This is a genomic window from Telluria sp. LT2P80 (assembly GCF_059685955.1).
The window spans coordinates 28,469-44,953 of sequence record NZ_JCASIO010000015.1 but is presented as its reverse complement, the minus strand read 5'-3'; the positions used below and the strand labels follow the sequence as shown (position 1 = coordinate 44,953).

The following is a 16,485-nucleotide window of genomic DNA, read 5'->3' as shown; positions in this document are numbered from 1 at the left end:
GCGGTCTTCACCTTCAATAAAGCGTTTCATCTGGCCCCTGCATTGATGAGATACTGGCTTAACGTTTCCTCAACCGGTTTCGTTTACACGAAGTGGTGTTTTTACACAGCCTGGGCCAGAAGCGGACTTTCGGCAACGCTAACGCATTAAAATGGAAGGATGGCATGTCTGGAGTACATCTGGAACTGATGCGGGACCCTTCCCGAATATTTCCACAACCCGCCGATCCTGATTCGGTACATAGTGCGAAGGTTTGGTTCTGTAAATACAGGAGCCTTGGATCACTGGCAGAACTATGTAACTTGGAAGAACTGGTGATCGCTGGTTTTCCTGATGAGTCCTTTGAATTCCTCGCAAGGCTTGAAAAGCTGCGCTTTTTGAGCGTTCTGCATATGCCTAAGATTTTTGATATCGCGCCATTAGCCAGACTAACGCAGCTGACGTCATTATCCTTGTCAACTCTTCCAAGTTGGGACGCATCACGGAAGACGACCACCATCCAATCGCTTGAACCATTGGCGGCAATCCCTGGGCTGGCACATCTGGAGCTTTTTGGTGTCTGTCCACTGGACAAATTGCTTGCTCCACTTGAAAAATGCCGGCGCCTCCAAACGGTTCGAATCTCGCAGTACCCGCGAGTGGAAACCAGCCGATTTTATGCTGCAACCAATGTTGACAATCGGTTTAACGCAGCGCCTTCCTTCTCCTGAGCCATCAACGGCCGCTTCGGGTCGGGTCCGGTCCTTCGTGACAGTTTGAGAATTTTCTAGCCTGACAACCTGCTATGCTGCGCCGACAGGCGGGGTTCGGCCAGAAGCGGATCAGACAGATAGGAGTGTTATGTTACGGATTAAACGAGCGGTCGTCGTTGCGAACTTACGTCTCAAATCGGATGCGGCGATCGCCCTCCTTGGCCTTGCCCTTATCTCGACTCTATCCAGCCTCGCCGGCTGTACACAGGCGCCCGCCGCACAAGCAGGCACCTTCACGCGCGGAAGCACCGCAATTGCCAGCACAACGACGACGGCCGAGAAGAACGTCACATGCGCCAGGCCCGAATATCCAAAGGAAGCGCGCCGGCGCGGGTTACAGGGCACCACGACTATCCGCTTCCTCATCGATACCGACGGCAGCGTCGCCCAGTCCGTTATCCTGAAATCCAGCGGCGACTTATCGCTCGACGAGGCGGCTCGCTCGGCCCTGTCCAAATGCCGATTCAAGCCAGCCGTAAAAGATAGCCAGCCACAGCGCGCTTGGGCTCCAGTCCAGTACGTCTGGTCATTAGCCCCCACCGGCAGTTCCCGGATGCCACCTAATGCCGCTGTCCAGCCTTAAGCAATCCGTCGCTCTACCAAATATTAAAAAATGAATGTCGTGGAGGAAGCTGAGAAACAAAGCCTCAAGGTGCCGTAAGGGCCGCTGCAGGCCTTGGGTCATGTCGCTTACTTCTCGTGGCTTGTTCGGGTTGACAGCTGCCATAAGATGAACGGCGGATATCGGCCAAAAGCGGTCCATCACGATGCGTTAGATCGGCGAATACCGGACAGTCGCGTTCTGGATCGAGCTTGGCTTATTGCAACCGGCAACAGTCGGCCAAGAGTGTCCATGGTGGTTAGCTACCGCTGTACGGACAAGGTAGAGCTTTTCGCCCAGACAGACTGTTCTAATCAAGTCGTACGATTTGACGGAAATAACAGTGGCGGCTTAAAAAATCCAATATGTTATGGTTCATTCAGTTAAACCCCTCCAGCGCTCAACTCAACAGTAACGGTACTTGCTGTGAATAAAAATTTCCCTGTAGAACAAGTATTCCCGCTCGCTGGCGCAAGTGGAAAAAGCATCTCTAACCAAGACTGGTCGGCTCATCCATTGGGTATTATCAATGGGTGGCCCCTTGTACTTCGCGCAAATTTAAGTACAGCGTTGTGCTCTAGCTTTGCATCGTTCGTGGCTTGGGGACCTAAGTTCTACACTTTCTATAATGACGAATATGCAAGGGTCTTGGGGAAAAAGACTTCGCTTGGGCAAGGTCTTCCCCTGACCGAGCTATGGCCTGAGATTTCCGATGTTGTACGTTCACTCGCCGAAAAGGCGTTCGCAGGTATAACCCAAAATTTCGACGACAGACCCTTCGTAGTTCACCGACATGGCTACACCGAGCGCACTTACTTTACATTCTGTTTTAGTCCCGTACACGATGAAGACGGTTTCGTTGGCGGCATCTTGGGTACTCTAGTAGAAACGACCGAAAAGGTAGCTGCGCTCTCACGGATTCAGGATAGCGACGAACGCTTCCGCCTAGCTTTAGAGGCTTCAGGAAATATTGGTACATGGGTTGTTGATCCCGAAACAAACATGACCTCTATGGACGAGCGCTTTGCTGCTCTTTTCGGAGTCGACCTTCAGGTCGCACGAAATGGTACTAACATCGACGTCTTTACCGACCGGATTCATCCTGAAGATCGCTCGTTGGTGGAAGCAGCTGTCGCAGAAGCGATCAAGAATGGAGAACGCTATGACATCGATTACCGGATCAAACAACGGTCAGGAGTGGTGGTATGGGTTACCGCGAAGGGAAAAATGTTTACTGACGCGAGAACCGGTAAGCAGCGGTTTGCAGGCGTAGCCGTTGAAATAACGGAGCGAAAGCAGATGGAAGAAGCTTTGCTTGAGAATGACCGCCGCAAGGATGAGTTTCTGGCAATGTTGGCGCACGAACTACGCAATCCTTTGGCTCCGATCATGGCTGCTGCGGAAGTGCTTCGGCTTGCGAAGTTCGACGAAGCGCGTGTCAAGCAAACGAGCGAGATAATTTCGCGTCAGGGCAGGCATATGACCAGTCTGATCAATGACCTGCTCGACGTCTCTCGTGTAACGCGTGGCCTCGTCACGCTAGATACGATTGACCTTGATGCAAAGCGTATCGTGGCGGAAGCCGTTGAACAAGTCCGCCCACTGATCGAAGTGCGTCGCCATCACATCGCTGTTCACACGTCCCCTGAATCAGCCTATATTCGAGGCGATGGCAAGCGCCTCGTGCAGGTGGTCGCAAACTTGCTAAACAATGCTGCAAAGTACACTCCTGAAGGTGGAGCAATCGATCTAAAACTGGCAGTGCGTAGCGCCACTGTTCTGATTACTGTAGAAGACAACGGTATTGGTATGGCATCTGATTATTTGAGCAAAGTGTTCGACATGTTCAGTCAGGCGCAAAGAACAACAGATCGAGCGCAGGGTGGATTGGGAATCGGACTATCACTGACGAAAAGCTTAGTCGAAAAACACGGTGGTTCTGTGGAGGCGGAGAGTGCCGGCTTGGGCCGAGGTAGTAGATTCACGGTTTCGCTGCCAAGAATTTCGGTTTCAACTGCAGAAACAGAAGTTCAGCCAGATCGTTCGGAAAGCGTGCGGCATAGCGGCCTGCGAATCATGGTGGTAGACGACAATGTAGATGCCGCCACTATGCTTGCCATGTTCCTTGAAGCGCAAGGACATCAAGTGATTGTCGAGAATGACTCTCGACGCGCGCTGGAGTTGGCCCGCGAAAAACATCTGGAGGCTTTTCTGCTGGATATTGGCTTGCCGGAGATTGATGGCAACGAACTTGCGAGGCGGTTGCGGGCGCAGCCTGAATCAGCATCTTCGCTTTTAATTGCAGTAACTGGATACGGACAGGAGCAGGACAAGCAAAGTACCGCTGCTGCCGGATTTGACCATCATCTTGTTAAGCCAGTTGACATGACGCAGTTGGCCTTGCTACTTGCCAACTTAGGGCAAAAAAACGTCGTGGAAGGTGGGCGAGCTTGAGCGCTCGATCCGGCTTCATGAACGACAAGAACTTACCCTCGCTTCCAGCGTCATACACATAGCTGCGAGGCAAGGTACTGAACATAGGCAGCCGTTGAGCGGCGGGTTTGGGTCGGGTGCTTCCGGTCGTCACTACACGATGAGTACGCCAGAATGAGGTCCGATTCCAAAGGAGAACCTCATGAAACCGAACGTGCAGATGCCGTTTCATCAAGCGGCCTGGAACAAGGGCAAACTGGTCGGCCAAAAGATACCGTTGAAGTTGAAGGAGATATGGGCAATCCGAATCCGCCTTCAGCTGACGGAAAAAGTCAGGGACCTGGCCCTTTTCAATCTGGCCATCGATAGCAAGCTTCGCGGCTGTGACTTACTGAGTTTGAAAGTTAGCGACATCGCACACGAGCGGAGCAACATACCGGAGCTGGATGTTCCCGATCGCGAGCGATTTGAGCGCAACGCTGCGGCTTGGGCTTACTTCCAAGCCGCACCACCTGGCCATCGCAAGACCATCCTGAACTGGATTACGAGTGCAAAGCGGCAGGAGACACGTCGCAAGCGACTGGAGCAGTTGATGCAAGAGTGTGCAGCGGGCAAGCGACTAACTTGATCTCAGCTCAATGCTTGTGGGCGATTGCGAGGGGGGTAGCAACGGCTGCTTTGGGTCGATTCCAGACTGTCGCGGCCACCGCTGGCTTCTCAATCGAACAACCTGCTATGCTGGTTCGAACCACCGGGTTGGCCAAGAGCAGACGGAGGAAGGAACCATGCGTGAAGAATATTCAGATTTTTGATGGTGCCGCTAACGCGGTATGTGACATCTTCGCTGCGACTGATGAGGAATTCTCCCTCATCTTCCAAGATGGCTTAGACATAGCTTTTATCGATGAAGGCTACAAAAACCATTCGTCGCGAACATTGGATGCCGCTTTCACAGCAATTTCGAAACGCCGTGTACCCAAGCGCGAAGTGATGGGCATTGAGGGCATTGTCTTCTAGGGAAATGAACACAGGAAGGTCTACGATCCTTCGCGTTGCGTTGCGATGAGCAGACAGTCAATCCAGGTCGATAACGTTTAGAGAAATTTTCTTAATTGCAATCTTCTAAACTATAGTGAATGTCAAAGCAGCAAAAACGAATGCATTCCCAGGCTCAATCCGTTAGCCAAGTTGTTATTCTGAAACTATTTTTAGACGAATTGCAAGTTTATTTGTATTGACGGCAATCATAGATAAGTAAATATAAGCTAAAATGTAGTCTTATTCTTACAATGATCTACGGTGGCACATTCTATTCTTATCGTCGAAATCGATGATCTAATCCGTCAAACAATTAGCGACGTTTTCGAGTTTTTCGAATACCGTACTATCGTTACTAATTCCCATGACATCGCTTTGAGTATGCTGTTAGGTGTATGGTTTGGAACAATAATTTTCTGTCCAACTAGGGACGATCCAGATGGCAGGCGATTCGCTTGGGAAGTAAAAGCAATACAGCCAAACATCAAGACTATCGTAATAAGCGGACTTGGACGCCTTGAGCACCTATCTCCATATGTTGATGCGTTCATTACCAAGCCCTTCTCAGTTGTAAATATCTTAGGCACGATCCGAACAGTACGGGCTGAAAGTCAGGAGGATTTTGACTACAAGACGCCTCAGTCAAGAAAATAAACCAAGCCATTCGATTCAATACGATGATAATTTTCGATAACAGACCTCCGCAGTATATGACTTCGGCAGAGCTTGAAGACGCAGTCCGACGACGCCGTGACCATACCAAGAAGTTAGTTGTGGAAGCACGCAAACGTAGAGCTGCGTCGTCTAATTCTCCTCTTGCTAACGAAGTCGAAAAACCGATACATAGTTGAAACAAACGATACTTGACCGTCAGCACTCAGCTACCTTCACATTAGCGGGAATGCTCCGCTCCACAGTCCGCTGAGGGTTGGGAGCAGCCAGCCACGGGCCTGCCTCTGTTGGTGGCGTTAAGACAGGTAAGACACGCGAGCCGCGGCTAGCCCGCTAATTGCCTAGGGGAACGGAAGCGGGTGCGTCGCAATTTTCGTCCGGGTTCTCAGGCGCTACCGATGTCACAAGAGCACTGCCATACACGGCACGCACGCCACGCGTGGCCGCGGCGATTACCTCCGTCGCGCTTGCCGATGGCGGCTATGACGACGTGAATGACGCCTTTCCCCGCAGGACTGCCGGGATCTGCTCCACGAGCTCGAGCGCCATGTGCATCTTGGCTAAGCACTGCGCCAAGTAAGCGCGATCGCTCACCATCTCGATTGCGCCGTGGAAGGCACGATCTGATGACGAACCGTAAGCCTGGCGTACCTTATCCCAGGCTGCCTGCGGTACTGCACCCCAATGACCGATCATCATGGCCAGATCGATGATGTCTCGGCTAGCCACTGCCTTGTCGCGGTACCGATCGGTGTTGGCCAGTAGCTTTTCAGCGTACATATCGGCGCGAGAGAGGGTCGGCACACCTGTCGCCGTGTTCATCTCACCTTCAATCTGGATACGTCCCTCGCTGACGATCTCGAACTTCACTGGCACGTCGTCGATGCGCAGAAATGTGCGTATGCCGTACCGGTCCGCGCGTACCTCGCGCGCTAACTGCACCGGCCGGGAGAAGATAGCGCCTAAGGACGTGTCATGGATTGTATTGCGCAGCTCGCGATAGCCTTCTTGAGAAGCGCAGAGAAAGTCGATGTCGACTGATTCCCGGTATTCGTTCAAAGCAAGCACGATCGCGGTACCGCCGCCGAAGAAGCACTTGTTCTGGGAGAGGAAGTCGGCGTCGAGGGCGGCCAGCAGGAGCTGAATGCGATTATGGTGGTCGCGCTTAAACACTCATCAGCCCATGGCCACAGGTCTCCGTCAGGCCATCGATCAGCTCGCGCTCCTGGTCATCCAGCTGTTTGTGGTCGACGAAACGCCAGTTGCTCTCGTAGAGCCCGAAAGCCTCTTCTGCCGTGATGACATCGTCCGGCCGCCGGCTCCAGGCAAGCAGAGCCAGTTGTGGGTAGTCCCCGATCTTCAGGGTGAGCGGTGGGATTTTCATGAGAACGATTATCGGTCTTCCCGGCAGAAAGTCAACGCCTTGCCCGTGCACTCCTGATGAGGGTCCAAATTACCCGAGACCAGTCAACCCAGGAAAATCGGTTCACTTTGCTATCAATCAAAGCTACTGGCTTCCAGTGTCACCCCAGGAGGGGTGACGGTTGTTGAACGATTTTCCATTACACCGTACTTGAAGGTCCGCAATGGGTTGGGTGACGCCATCCGACTCCGTCCGTAACTACAGCAAGAGTACGCCAAAATAAGGTCCGATTCCTAAGGAGGACCTCATGAAACCGTGCATGCAGACGTCGGCTTCTCAAGCTGCCTGGAATAAGGGGAAACTGGTTGGCCAGAAAAGTCCATTGAAATTGAAAGAGATATGGGCCATCCGAATTCGCCTACAGTTGACTGAACAAGTCAGGGATCTTGCCCTATTCAACTTGGCAATCGACAGCAAATTGCGCGGCTGTGACCTGCTGAGCTTGAAAGTTAGCGACATCGCACAGGGACGTAGCATCATGCATCGTGCGATAGTCATGCAGCGTAAAACGCACCGTCCAGTACAGTTTGAAGTCACTGACATGACAAGGCAGTCGCTGTTGGCATGGATTGACCGAGCCAAGCTTTCTAACAACGCGTTCCTCTTCCCAAGCAGAGTCAAGCGGTCGCCGCATTTGTCCACGCGCCAGTACGCTCGCATTGTCAGACGGTGGATTACTTCAATAGGGCTTGATGTCGCAGCATACGGCACCCACACCATGCGTCGAACGAAAGCGACACTCATCTATCGAAGGACCAAGAACCTTCGTGCGGTTCAGCTTCTGCTAGGGCATACCAAGCTCGAAAGCACAGTTCGATACCTTGGCATCGAAGTTGATGACGCACTTGAAATTTCCGAGCAAACTGAGGCTTAGACTTACTGCCGCCGGCCGATGTCGGGGGGTATTCTGTCAACCTGATCGTTTGCTCAAGGTAGTAGGGCAGATAACTCAAATCATTCCGCATGCTTTGTTCAGGCCCTTTAGAAGACCGCTGACGGTGCTTCGTAAGACATGTGAATTAATGAGCACGTAGTAGAATCGGCACCAGAACGTTATAACTTACTGAAAAGGAAACAAAATGACTAAGATCGACCTGTCAAGCTACAGCCTTAGCGAACTGAAGGAACTCCAGCATGGCATCGGCCAAGAAATCAAGAACCGCCAACAAGGCGACTTAGCAAAAGCACGTCAGCAAATTCTATCGATTGCACAGGACGTAGGCGTGACAGTCGAGGAATTGCTCGCAGTAAATTCGAAAAAGTCGTCGAACGGGAAAGGGCAAAAGGTAGAGCCGCAGTACCACAATCCAGCTGAAAAAGGTCAAACTTGGTCGGGCCGTGGACGCCAGCCGAAATGGATCGCAGAAGGCATCGCTGGCGGCAAGCAACTGGCAGACTTCAGAATCTAATTTCAACGGTACACAGGTATATTTCTCCGTGCTAGCTCAACCGACAGCAGTTGTTGAATACGCAGCTTTCGGCCAAAAGCGGCCCTTTGGAAGCACAGCAGTGAGATGATTTTAGCCAGCAGTATTGATGAAGGATTCTGATGTTTCTCGTCCGTTGTGAAGCCAGATGTGATGAAGCTACGGCATTCCCGTCAAGGCTGCGCTCTGCCGTGCGTGACGCTGTTGCCTCCGTGACTATCGGCGAGTGGCATCCGCACAGACATGCGTTCATGGTCAACGTGGAGGGCGAAGCGCTTCGCATACCTTATCGGGTCTACTACGATCCTGACCTATTACGTCGGCAACTAAGGGAGTTGCAGGCTGCAGCTAGGCTAACACTCCTGTGCTTGGGGACGCGCCATTACGACGGCTATTTACGTCAAGAATGTCTTCGGGAATTGGTTAAAAACGAAGCGCCCTGGCTCACGCCGTATGTTCTTCAGCTTGCTGGCGAATACGTTGTCGAGATTATAGAGGACGTCGCTAACGCCATTGGCGAGCACAATCCTGCCACGCTGCGGGCTTTCGCATTGGAGAATTCTGCATATCTGGCGACACTTGGACGCCGAATCACAAGTTACTGGAGCTACCACCGACATGCTTATCCGGAGCGCCATTCGTATCCAGGAGCCAAGGTTTTAGCTGTCCTGAATGCTGCTTTGGAATGACTGTTTAGGGTCGTCGATTCCGGCCTGTCGCGACCGCCGTTGGATTTTCAACCTGGCAACCTGCTATGCTGGCCTGAACGGCCGGGTTCGGCCACAAGCGGACAATTACCCCATGCAAATTGCACGAAAAGGAAATGTTATGAAGTACTTTGTTAGTCTTGGACTTGGTACGGCAGTGGGCACGCTGCTTTTTACAGGTCTTCTAAGTGCCGCCCATGAATTTGACTGGGGTCGCGCACTGTTCGTTGGCTTGTTTGTTGGTTTGGCAGGAGCAGGCTTATCGTCGCTTACTCAGAAAAAGAAACAGGATCGATAGATAGCGCGTTCGCCGGAGTGAACGTCCGGTTTGGGTTGGAAGCAGACGTAACCTGTAGGTCTGCAACCGGCCAGAAGCGAACTTTCGGTAACGCTAACGCATTAAAATGGAAGGATGGCATGTCTGGAGTACACCTGGAATTGATGCGGGATCCTTCCCGGATATTTCCACAAGTCGCCGATCCTGAATCTGTACATAGTGCGAAGGTTTGGTTCTGCAAATACAGGAGCCTTGGATCACTGGCAGAACTATGTGACTTGGAAGAACTGGTGATCGCTGGTTTTCCTGATGAGTCCTTTGAATTCCTCGCAAGGCTTGAAAAGCTGCGCTTTTTGAGCGTGCTGCATATGCCTAAGATTTTTGATATCGCGCCATTAGCCAGACTAACGCAGCTGACGTCATTATCCTTGTCAACTCTTCCAAGTTGGGACGCATCACGGAAGACGACCACCATCCAATCGCTTGAACCATTGGCGGCAATCCCCGGGCTAGCACATCTGGAGCTTTTCGGTGTCTGCCCACCGGACAAATTGCTTGCTCTACTTGAAAAATGCCGGCACCTCCAAACGGTTCGAGTCTCGCAGTACCCGCGAGCGGAAACGAGCCGATTCTATGCTGCAACCAATGTTGACAATCGGTTCAACGCAGCACCATCCTTCTCCTGAGCCATCAATGGCCGCTTCGGGTCGATAGCAGCCGGTCACGTGGGACCGAAACGCTCTGGGCGTTGTGTCAAACTTTATTGTTGCAAACTTTGAACTAGGCAGGCTTCGACCGGTGCTTGTGTCAAACATTGTTTTGACGCGCTGCATATCGAAATCGCCCACTTTCATAGGGGAGCTTGTGTCAAACATTATTGTTCGTCCACAGCAGCGAGCATTGCGAAGGCATACGACACGGCCTTGCCAGCGCAAGAGCAAGAAGCTGTCCGACGCCACCTAGCCTTCATTCTCCCAAAGTTGAAGGAGCCGAACACTCTTATCGCGCCAGTCCAAGCCGCGCTCATGGCAGTACAGAGCCGTCCGGTTGTAAAGCAATTGCACGAACACGCAGTGGCCAGAGTGATCGGCGCAGTACTGCTCGCTTTGGTCATCGCGGGCTTGACTAAACTACTTGGCTGGAATTAACCAAGAAAATCCGCACAGCAGCATCCACGGCCCGCATGACGGGCCTGGTGCAGTGAGAGCTGGCACGGTGCCGGCAAACATCCGAAAGCGCGCCACGCGCCCGATAGCCAGCCGGAAGCTGACAAAAAAATCTAGGAATTAGGCAAACATGAGCGACTTCTTCGCAAATCAGTTATCCCCTGGCCCCGCACTCGGAATGCTCGGCATCTTCATCGCGATTGCCACCTATTTCAACTGGAATGAACTCGCTACGGCATCGGTCCAGATCGGGCTTCCCTCGGCAAATGTGTTGCCAAATTTAATGGGGATTTTTGCCACGATGGTCAGCGTGGCAGGATTCATCTATGTGCTGGTAAAGCGTCAGTAACCCTCGGAAAACCCAGCGGTACCGATGCCAGCCACGAGCTGGCGTCGTCAATGAGAGGGTCGGGTACTGTGCCTGGCCAACGAGGAAAAAGGAACCATGGCAGAGCACAATAAATTGCATATCGCGGGGCAGCTCTTACTCAATGCGGCCAAGGATTTTGAAACGGCAACAACGGACGCCGACTACGTGAAGTGCATTCTGCTGGCGGGTGCAGTGGTGAACGTCTGCTATCCAATAGTTGAAGAGAGGGGTGGTAAATCCAGCCAACGAGCGAGCGCGGAGCTAGCAACCAAACTGACGGAGATGCGTTCCGGCGAGCCCTTCGACGCGAAGGCCTGGGAGGCCCAGGTAAAGCGTTACATTGGATTCGACGTGTTTGTGTACAACGCGCTTAAGCACGCAGGAGACACACGAAAGAAAGTGGCCGCAGTTGATGACATCTTTTTTGAGGCGGATTTGAAACATGAGGCGAGAAACCTCATTCTCAACGCGATAGATGACTTTAGGTCGGTTCCACATTCGCACGCTGCCATCGCTGAGTTCGACCCTGAGCTGCTAACACTCGTGAACTCTCCCTGGCCCCTAGGTCGGCGAAGCTGAAATCACGGAAAATAGCCTCGTGCAGCAGAGCGAATTCGAGGGCCATGGAGATTAGTCGTATTTATTTCGGAAAATGACACACACATCATGATCGAAGACACCCATGGATGAGGCCCACGTGCTGTACCTGTACAAATGTGCTCAATGCCGGCACGAAGGCGAAGTGTATCTGCCCGGCGATGCGCACGACGGCGCCCCGCATGAGTGCAGTTCGTGCGGCGCCAAGGTCTTTCTCGAATGGGACGGCGGCGTGACCTTCGGTGCCGAATCCGTCAAGCCACCGATCGAAGAGGCACAGCGCTGGCGGGAGGAAAAGGGCTATGCCGGCCGCGGGGGCGTAGTAATTATTTTCAAAGGTACCGCCGATGCCTGGGTTGACAAGCTGCGCAACCCAAACCATTGGCAACCGGGGTGCATCGCCGTTGATGAGAGCGGCAGGACGTGGACGGCTATTGGCGGCACTGAGCGAGACGGTGCGCTAATGTGGCTCTCAGACGACCCGATCCTGGATTGAAGGCCGGAGGAAGAAGAAAAGCTTCAACGGGTTGACCGAGATAGCCGCTGTTGAACATGCACGCATCGTCAGGATATCCACAATCCGTGTGGAGAACACCTTCAATCCAGACATGAAAAGCAGCAGGCATGCGGGTTCTATCGGCGTGCCTGCATTTTAGGCATTGGTGCCCTAGCCTAAGTCATATCAACGCGGCGCCTTGTCAATGGCCATGCGGTCAAGAACGGTCATCGGGTCATACGGCGTGCCAAAGATTCGCTGCAGAGCTGCCCGGAATTCGACCGGCAAAGTGCCGTTCTCTTCTCGCTCTTTCCCCGGGTTCGACATCTCATCCATGATATCGAACGCTGGCAGTCCAATCCTTGGCCTAGTGCTCGCATGCCAGACCATTGCATCTTCGAAGTCTTCAGCGGTTACAACGAACGGCAAGATAACTGGTGGCGGGGCGAAAGCGCGATCCGGCAGCTCATGTAGTGGAGCCCATGAAGCGCGAACGTCGACGATCTCGTCGTTGTCCTTTTTCGCGCAGCTGAGAAGTGCAGCGCCGAAATCTTCGCATCGCATTGAGGCGCTGTGCTTTCCACTTGCGCGCACGTGGACGGCGACCTGGTCGATCGTGTCGTTTGGCAGCTGGATATGCACTGGCGGACCATAAGGAAATAGCTCGCAGATCGCAGCATGGAGAGCGGCAAAGTCCACATCCGAATGGTTAACCCGCGGCGGCTGCGCTCGGCCCGCGAGCACCTGCGAAAAGTCGGGGTTCACCCAAAGCCCACACACCATCTGAAATTTCTTCGCCATTTCTTTCCCTGTTAAATTATCGAGCCCATCGAGCAGATGAACATAATAGTAGTCGTGAATACAACAATCTAGACCGGGTGCCTGTTGTATTGCGTCCTGGTGTACTCAAGAGCACTATCTAGTGAAATTTCACCGTCGATATACCGATTGAGTAACGCAGTGAATTCCGAATCGGGCTTCAAGCCTTCCAACGCGGAATTAGCCAACGCTCGCTTTACCGCCTTTTCGGGGTCTTGTCTTGTGGCAGCCATGATTTATTAACATCTTTCTGGCGAGTATTAGGGCCAGCTTACACATCCTGGTGCGCCGATTTACGCATTTTCGATAACGGCCTGGCTACTACTTTGGGACGGATTCTATGTCGTCAAAAATTGCCGGCGATTGAACCTGCGCAATAGCGCCAAAGTCGACCTTTTCGCTCGCACGCACTACGTCAAGCGCACCCTGGCGCGTATAGTTCATCGTCGTCTCGACGCTGCTATGGCCGAGCATAGAGGCGACGGTACGAATATCTTGCCCTTTCAGGAGTGCGGCCGTGGCAAACGTGTGGCGCAGCCAATGCGCAGATGCTTCCCTGAGCCGATCAGCTGTAGCGCGATCCCCTCGGGATTGGATGACCGCGGCAGCATCGGACAGGCGAGCCTTGATGATCTTGTTGAGGCCTTGGCGCGTGGTTACGCTTGCCCAAGCGCCGAAGAAGCGTTTGTCGGCCGCACGTGTAATCGCGCCTCCCTTAAGCTCTATTTTCTTCGTGCGGGGCGACAGCAGCAGGGGCGTTGAATCTCCGTGCGAAGGATAGGGGGGCAGGGCGAACGAGAGGCGGTAGGCGATCAGTGCGTCCATCAACAGGCTTGTCACCGGTACTGGGCGTTCCTTGCCTCCTTTAGCGTTTTCACCGGACACAGTGAACACCCAGTACGTCTTGCGGTTCGCAGGATCTGCCAACTGCGTGAACGCGCCCATCTTTGCTCCGACAATTTCCGTCGCACGCAATCCCGCTTCGCGCAGACATACGAGGATAAAGCGATCACGCAAATGCCGGCGTCGGTCAGTCAAGCATGAGCGATCCTGCTCGTCCATCACATGAAGGACCGTGTCGTACACATCAAGATGAATCGCTCGCGACACGTTCAGGCGCCGGGCTGCTGGAGCCTTTGTCATGGCCATTGGGTCGCGCTGGAGATATCCGCTCGCCTGCAAGGCTCCGAACATCGCCTTCGTGAACCGCATGATGTCGCTTTGCGAGCTAACTGAAGGCTGCGACTTAAAGGGAGTGTGGTTCGGTTCGCCCTTATTCGCGGGAAGGTACCGCGGCGGCACCTCCTTGAGGAAATCGCGGAACGCCTCAACGTCTTGCATGCTCCATGTCGAAGGCGGGCGGCCGAGCACCTTTTCGCAGAACCACCGCAGCTTCGCAAGGTGGAAGCGATATGTGGCAACCGTGGATGTCTTCCCATTGCGGCTGTTGGACGCCACCGTTGCGAGCCAGACCTCGATTGCGTGCCAGTCGTCGACCACGGCGCCCAAGATATGCGGCGTAGAGTCGATCGGGCGGGTGGGGAGGGCGTTTGGCTGAACAATCAGGTCGTTCTTCATCGTTTTTGCTCCGTGCGCAGTTCAGGAGGAATCGCGCCGCCGCGCTGATAGGCGGCCTGGCGAAACACTTCCATCAATCGTTCATTCGTTTTCAGCAGTTCTTCAAGCTGGCTCCGGCGGTCACGCTCCGCCCGGGTTTCCCCACGCACGTCATCAATGGAGCGCATGGCGAACTTCCGTATCTCGGCAAGCTCGTCAGCCACTGCCTGCATTGCTGCACCATGAGCCTCGCGCAGCGCCTGCGCCGACGCTTCGGCCTGATGCAGCCTCGCGGTCGCATCAGCTACACGCTCCGTCGACACCTGGAGGTCGGCAGCCAGCTTGGCAGCGAGCCCTCGCGTTTCTGCCAACGCCCGGTCTGAGGCCGCAAGGCGGTTGCAAAGGTCGGCAATGTAGGTTTGAGCCATTTGCTGCTCTCCCTGGACTGCTTTTCCTACGGCGCCGAGCTGACGTGCCAACACATCCTCAACCGCACCCCTTATCAAGCCATCAATGTCGCCGGTTGGCGCTAGCCAGCTCGGGGCCGCTGCATCGGGAACCGACGCCGGCGCCGCCGCACCTGAGATCTCCCGTTCAACGGCTTCTTTTTCGAGCGCAAGCGTATTGGTCGATGGCTTGTAATCAGGCGCGTAAGCATTAAGCAGGCGCCGGTAAATCGCTGGACTGAACGTCCGCCCAGTCGCTGTATGGACAGCCCGAATGAACTCATGCACGAATGGCCTGTTCGACGGGCGACCAGGTGGATATTTCTCTTTGAGCGGCGAGACAAACAGCAGCAGCTTACTCGCTTGCTCGTCGGACATCTGGAACGGTATTCGGGCCAAGGTGGTGCTCTTTCGTTGGCGCTGGGGGCGTGGCCGCAATGCTGCGCCAGGCAGATCAATCAGCGCGTAAAGTCAGTTTTCGAACACGGCAGGGTGAAACGCAAGTGCTCTTACCTAAATCTACTAACTGAGCTCGGTACTAAGTCTTTGATTTGAAACGACGTTAAATCAATGACGAAGTTTTAGGTATCTGGTTGCGCTCGATTTACGCGACCCTGTACCTAACAATACTCACTCAGCGCGCACTGAAAAAAAAGTACCTAAACACCGTCACATAGCGACACTGACTCTGGCGAAACGCGCCGAGAATCATCTCGATCGCTCGCTGATCTTGGGAACCGGCAAGTCACGGCCACGTGTAGTGATGACACCGCTGTTAAAGCGAACAAATGATTTATCTCGACAGAGGCACGTACAGCCGCGGTGCGCGGGCCTCCTGCCAAGGTGACGGGTCGCCGGGATAGCGTTTCGGGCTTTGGCATTGACTCAGGTCGGGGCCCATCTTTTGGCGCAGGGGAAGGCTGAACAAGCCTTTTATTTGTCGAGGAGAGCTGCATCGCCGTTTTGCTGTATTTTCAGCTGCGGCCCCGTTTGCCGCTGGCACGGCCGGCACCACATGTCCTTGTGCTGTGAAATGAGCAGGGAGCCGGACGCCTTCACCGCCGTGTTGCAGAGTTTCCAGTGGGTTGTTCGGTGTTTCGGTTATTTTGGGGCACTCATGCCATAAGCTTACCTATACCATGCTCGAAGGCTGCACGGGTCGATTTCTGCAACAGCACCTCGACACGTCGACACATGCATACAACGTCGTTTGCGGTTTCAGCTACTTTGATTCAGACGCCTCCGAGTGCGTTGAGTATCGCGCACGAGCGAGTTGCATCCGTGCTGTTGCATCTGCTGCGCAAGCGCCTCAATTGCTCGTCGAGCATCGTCAGCGCCGCAATCCGTGCACTTACCTCTGCAATATGCTGATCCAGCAAAGCGTTGACCTCGGCGCAGTCCTGCTCGGGGAAGTCCCGAAGGTCGAGGAGCTTACGAATCTCGTCTAGTGGCATATCCAGAGCGCGGCAATGCCTGATGAAGTCTAGGCGTTCAGCGTGCGCATGCCCATAGGATCGATAGTTGTTTGCGCTGCGAGCGGGCGGGGCCAGCAACCCAATTTGTTCGTAATATCGGATGGTTTCCACCAGGCACCCAGAGCGTTGGGCCAGTTCGCCTATTTTCATGATATCGGTCCCTTTACGCAAATAGTGCTTGACCCTGTACCCGCTTCAGGGATTTAAATGGCGACTATACACCAATCTG

General features: G+C 53.7%; 20 protein-coding genes and 2 pseudogenes. 14 read left to right on the top strand and 8 right to left on the bottom strand.

The window, feature by feature from the left end; all coding sequences use genetic code 11:
• Positions 1-302: 302 nt before the first annotated feature.
• The 6 genes and pseudogenes from AC56LW_RS23255 to AC56LW_RS23230 all read left to right on the top strand — a co-directional run bounded on the left by AC56LW_RS23255 (position 303) and on the right by AC56LW_RS23230 (position 4,803).
• Complete coding sequence (locus AC56LW_RS23255; protein ID WP_499638057.1) at positions 303-710, top strand: hypothetical protein; 408 nt, start codon at positions 303-305, stop codon at positions 708-710.
• A gap of 130 nt (positions 711-840) precedes the next feature.
• Positions 841-1,335, top strand: a complete 495-nt coding sequence (locus tag AC56LW_RS23250; protein ID WP_499638054.1) for an energy transducer TonB — start codon at positions 841-843, stop codon at positions 1,333-1,335.
• Between the two features lie 444 nt (positions 1,336-1,779).
• Positions 1,780-3,807: a hybrid sensor histidine kinase/response regulator gene (locus AC56LW_RS23245; RefSeq protein ID WP_499638052.1), complete on the top strand. Its 2,028-nt coding sequence runs from the start codon at positions 1,780-1,782 to the stop codon at positions 3,805-3,807.
• A gap of 199 nt (positions 3,808-4,006) precedes the next feature.
• A pseudogene (locus AC56LW_RS23240) lies at positions 4,007-4,207 on the top strand (hypothetical protein); the annotation flags it as partial.
• Positions 4,184-4,414 (top strand): YdeI/OmpD-associated family protein, encoded by a 231-nt coding sequence (locus AC56LW_RS23235; RefSeq protein ID WP_499638063.1) that lies wholly within the window; start codon positions 4,184-4,186, stop codon positions 4,412-4,414. The pseudogene AC56LW_RS23240 and the gene AC56LW_RS23235, both read left to right, overlap by 24 nt.
• A gap of 161 nt (positions 4,415-4,575) precedes the next feature.
• Positions 4,576-4,803, top strand: a complete 228-nt coding sequence (locus AC56LW_RS23230; protein ID WP_499638049.1) for a DUF8220 family protein — start codon at positions 4,576-4,578, stop codon at positions 4,801-4,803.
• A 1,173-nt stretch (positions 4,804-5,976) separates the two neighbouring features.
• Here the strand turns inward: AC56LW_RS23230 and AC56LW_RS23225 are convergent.
• Both AC56LW_RS23225 and AC56LW_RS23220 read right to left on the bottom strand, forming a co-directional pair.
• Positions 5,977-6,669, bottom strand: coding sequence for a nucleotidyl transferase AbiEii/AbiGii toxin family protein (locus AC56LW_RS23225; RefSeq protein WP_499561095.1), 693 nt, complete (start codon positions 6,667-6,669; stop codon positions 5,977-5,979).
• Positions 6,662-6,880 carry a hypothetical protein gene (locus AC56LW_RS23220; RefSeq protein WP_499638046.1) on the bottom strand — a complete coding sequence of 73 codons (219 nt, stop codon included), beginning with the start codon at positions 6,878-6,880 and terminating at the stop codon, positions 6,662-6,664. Before AC56LW_RS23220 ends, AC56LW_RS23225 begins: the two co-directional genes overlap by 8 nt.
• Positions 6,881-7,166: 286 nt before the next feature.
• On the opposite strand from AC56LW_RS23220, the gene AC56LW_RS23215 reads away from it, so the two are divergent.
• The 8 genes from AC56LW_RS23215 to AC56LW_RS23180 all read left to right on the top strand — a co-directional run bounded on the left by AC56LW_RS23215 (position 7,167) and on the right by AC56LW_RS23180 (position 11,959).
• Positions 7,167-7,793 carry a tyrosine-type recombinase/integrase gene (locus tag AC56LW_RS23215; protein WP_499561092.1) on the top strand — a complete coding sequence of 209 codons (627 nt, stop codon included), beginning with the start codon at positions 7,167-7,169 and terminating at the stop codon, positions 7,791-7,793.
• Positions 7,794-7,998: 205 nt separating this feature from the next.
• Entirely contained in the window at positions 7,999-8,328 is a 330-nt protein-coding gene (locus AC56LW_RS23210; protein ID WP_499561090.1) for an H-NS histone family protein, read from the top strand.
• Positions 8,329-8,468: 140 nt separating this feature from the next.
• Positions 8,469-9,035 carry a hypothetical protein gene (locus AC56LW_RS23205; RefSeq protein ID WP_499638043.1) on the top strand — a complete coding sequence of 189 codons (567 nt, stop codon included), beginning with the start codon at positions 8,469-8,471 and terminating at the stop codon, positions 9,033-9,035.
• Positions 9,036-9,174: 139 nt separating this feature from the next.
• Complete coding sequence (locus AC56LW_RS23200) at positions 9,175-9,351, top strand: hypothetical protein (RefSeq protein WP_499561086.1); 177 nt, start codon at positions 9,175-9,177, stop codon at positions 9,349-9,351.
• A 119-nt stretch (positions 9,352-9,470) separates the two neighbouring features.
• On the top strand, positions 9,471-10,016 hold the full coding sequence (locus AC56LW_RS23195) for a hypothetical protein (protein ID WP_499561084.1): 546 nt from the start codon (positions 9,471-9,473) through the stop codon (positions 10,014-10,016).
• Positions 10,017-10,626: 610 nt separating this feature from the next.
• A complete protein-coding gene (locus tag AC56LW_RS23190) occupies positions 10,627-10,845 on the top strand; it encodes a hypothetical protein (RefSeq protein ID WP_499561082.1) in 219 nt (72 codons plus the stop codon).
• A gap of 96 nt (positions 10,846-10,941) precedes the next feature.
• Entirely contained in the window at positions 10,942-11,445 is a 504-nt protein-coding gene (locus AC56LW_RS23185) for a hypothetical protein (protein WP_499638040.1), read from the top strand.
• Between the two features lie 103 nt (positions 11,446-11,548).
• Positions 11,549-11,959 (top strand): FmdB family zinc ribbon protein, encoded by a 411-nt coding sequence (locus AC56LW_RS23180; protein ID WP_499561078.1) that lies wholly within the window; start codon positions 11,549-11,551, stop codon positions 11,957-11,959.
• 186 nt (positions 11,960-12,145) lie between these two features.
• On the opposite strand, the gene AC56LW_RS23175 is transcribed toward AC56LW_RS23180, so the two are convergent.
• The 6 genes and pseudogenes from AC56LW_RS23175 to cadR all read right to left on the bottom strand — a co-directional run bounded on the left by AC56LW_RS23175 (position 12,146) and on the right by cadR (position 16,406).
• Positions 12,146-12,760: a hypothetical protein gene (locus AC56LW_RS23175; RefSeq protein WP_499561076.1), complete on the bottom strand. Its 615-nt coding sequence runs from the start codon at positions 12,758-12,760 to the stop codon at positions 12,146-12,148.
• 68 nt (positions 12,761-12,828) lie between these two features.
• A complete protein-coding gene (locus AC56LW_RS23170; protein WP_499638037.1) occupies positions 12,829-13,011 on the bottom strand; it encodes an antitoxin VbhA family protein in 183 nt (60 codons plus the stop codon).
• An 88-nt stretch (positions 13,012-13,099) separates the two neighbouring features.
• Positions 13,100-14,356, bottom strand: coding sequence for a tyrosine-type recombinase/integrase (locus tag AC56LW_RS23165; protein WP_499561072.1), 1,257 nt, complete (start codon positions 14,354-14,356; stop codon positions 13,100-13,102).
• Positions 14,353-15,159 (bottom strand): hypothetical protein, encoded by an 807-nt coding sequence (locus AC56LW_RS23160; RefSeq protein WP_499561070.1) that lies wholly within the window; start codon positions 15,157-15,159, stop codon positions 14,353-14,355. Before AC56LW_RS23160 ends, AC56LW_RS23165 begins: the two co-directional genes overlap by 4 nt.
• A 517-nt stretch (positions 15,160-15,676) precedes the next feature.
• Positions 15,677-15,840, bottom strand: a pseudogene (locus AC56LW_RS23155) (transposase); the annotation flags it as partial.
• A gap of 173 nt (positions 15,841-16,013) precedes the next feature.
• Complete coding sequence (gene cadR / locus AC56LW_RS23150; RefSeq protein WP_499561068.1) at positions 16,014-16,406, bottom strand: Cd(II)/Pb(II)-responsive transcriptional regulator; 393 nt, start codon at positions 16,404-16,406, stop codon at positions 16,014-16,016.
• Positions 16,407-16,485: the final 79 nt, after the last annotated feature.

Coding starts and splice junctions, on each gene's coding strand:
- AC56LW_RS23250 (WP_499638054.1), top strand. CDS start 841: ATGTTACGGATTAAACGAGCGGTCGTCGTTGCGAACTTACGTCTCAAA.
- AC56LW_RS23220 (WP_499638046.1), bottom strand. CDS start 6,880: ATGAAAATCCCACCGCTCACCCTGAAGATCGGGGACTACCCACAACTG.
- AC56LW_RS23215 (WP_499561092.1), top strand. CDS start 7,167: ATGAAACCGTGCATGCAGACGTCGGCTTCTCAAGCTGCCTGGAATAAG.
- AC56LW_RS23210 (WP_499561090.1), top strand. CDS start 7,999: ATGACTAAGATCGACCTGTCAAGCTACAGCCTTAGCGAACTGAAGGAA.
- AC56LW_RS23205 (WP_499638043.1), top strand. CDS start 8,469: ATGTTTCTCGTCCGTTGTGAAGCCAGATGTGATGAAGCTACGGCATTC.
- AC56LW_RS23200 (WP_499561086.1), top strand. CDS start 9,175: ATGAAGTACTTTGTTAGTCTTGGACTTGGTACGGCAGTGGGCACGCTG.
- AC56LW_RS23195 (WP_499561084.1), top strand. CDS start 9,471: ATGTCTGGAGTACACCTGGAATTGATGCGGGATCCTTCCCGGATATTT.
- AC56LW_RS23190 (WP_499561082.1), top strand. CDS start 10,627: ATGAGCGACTTCTTCGCAAATCAGTTATCCCCTGGCCCCGCACTCGGA.
- AC56LW_RS23185 (WP_499638040.1), top strand. CDS start 10,942: ATGGCAGAGCACAATAAATTGCATATCGCGGGGCAGCTCTTACTCAAT.
- AC56LW_RS23180 (WP_499561078.1), top strand. CDS start 11,549: ATGGATGAGGCCCACGTGCTGTACCTGTACAAATGTGCTCAATGCCGG.
- AC56LW_RS23175 (WP_499561076.1), bottom strand. CDS start 12,760: ATGGCGAAGAAATTTCAGATGGTGTGTGGGCTTTGGGTGAACCCCGAC.
- AC56LW_RS23170 (WP_499638037.1), bottom strand. CDS start 13,011: ATGGCTGCCACAAGACAAGACCCCGAAAAGGCGGTAAAGCGAGCGTTG.
- AC56LW_RS23165 (WP_499561072.1), bottom strand. CDS start 14,356: ATGAAGAACGACCTGATTGTTCAGCCAAACGCCCTCCCCACCCGCCCG.
- AC56LW_RS23160 (WP_499561070.1), bottom strand. CDS start 15,159: ATGTCCGACGAGCAAGCGAGTAAGCTGCTGCTGTTTGTCTCGCCGCTC.
- cadR (WP_499561068.1), bottom strand. CDS start 16,406: ATGAAAATAGGCGAACTGGCCCAACGCTCTGGGTGCCTGGTGGAAACC.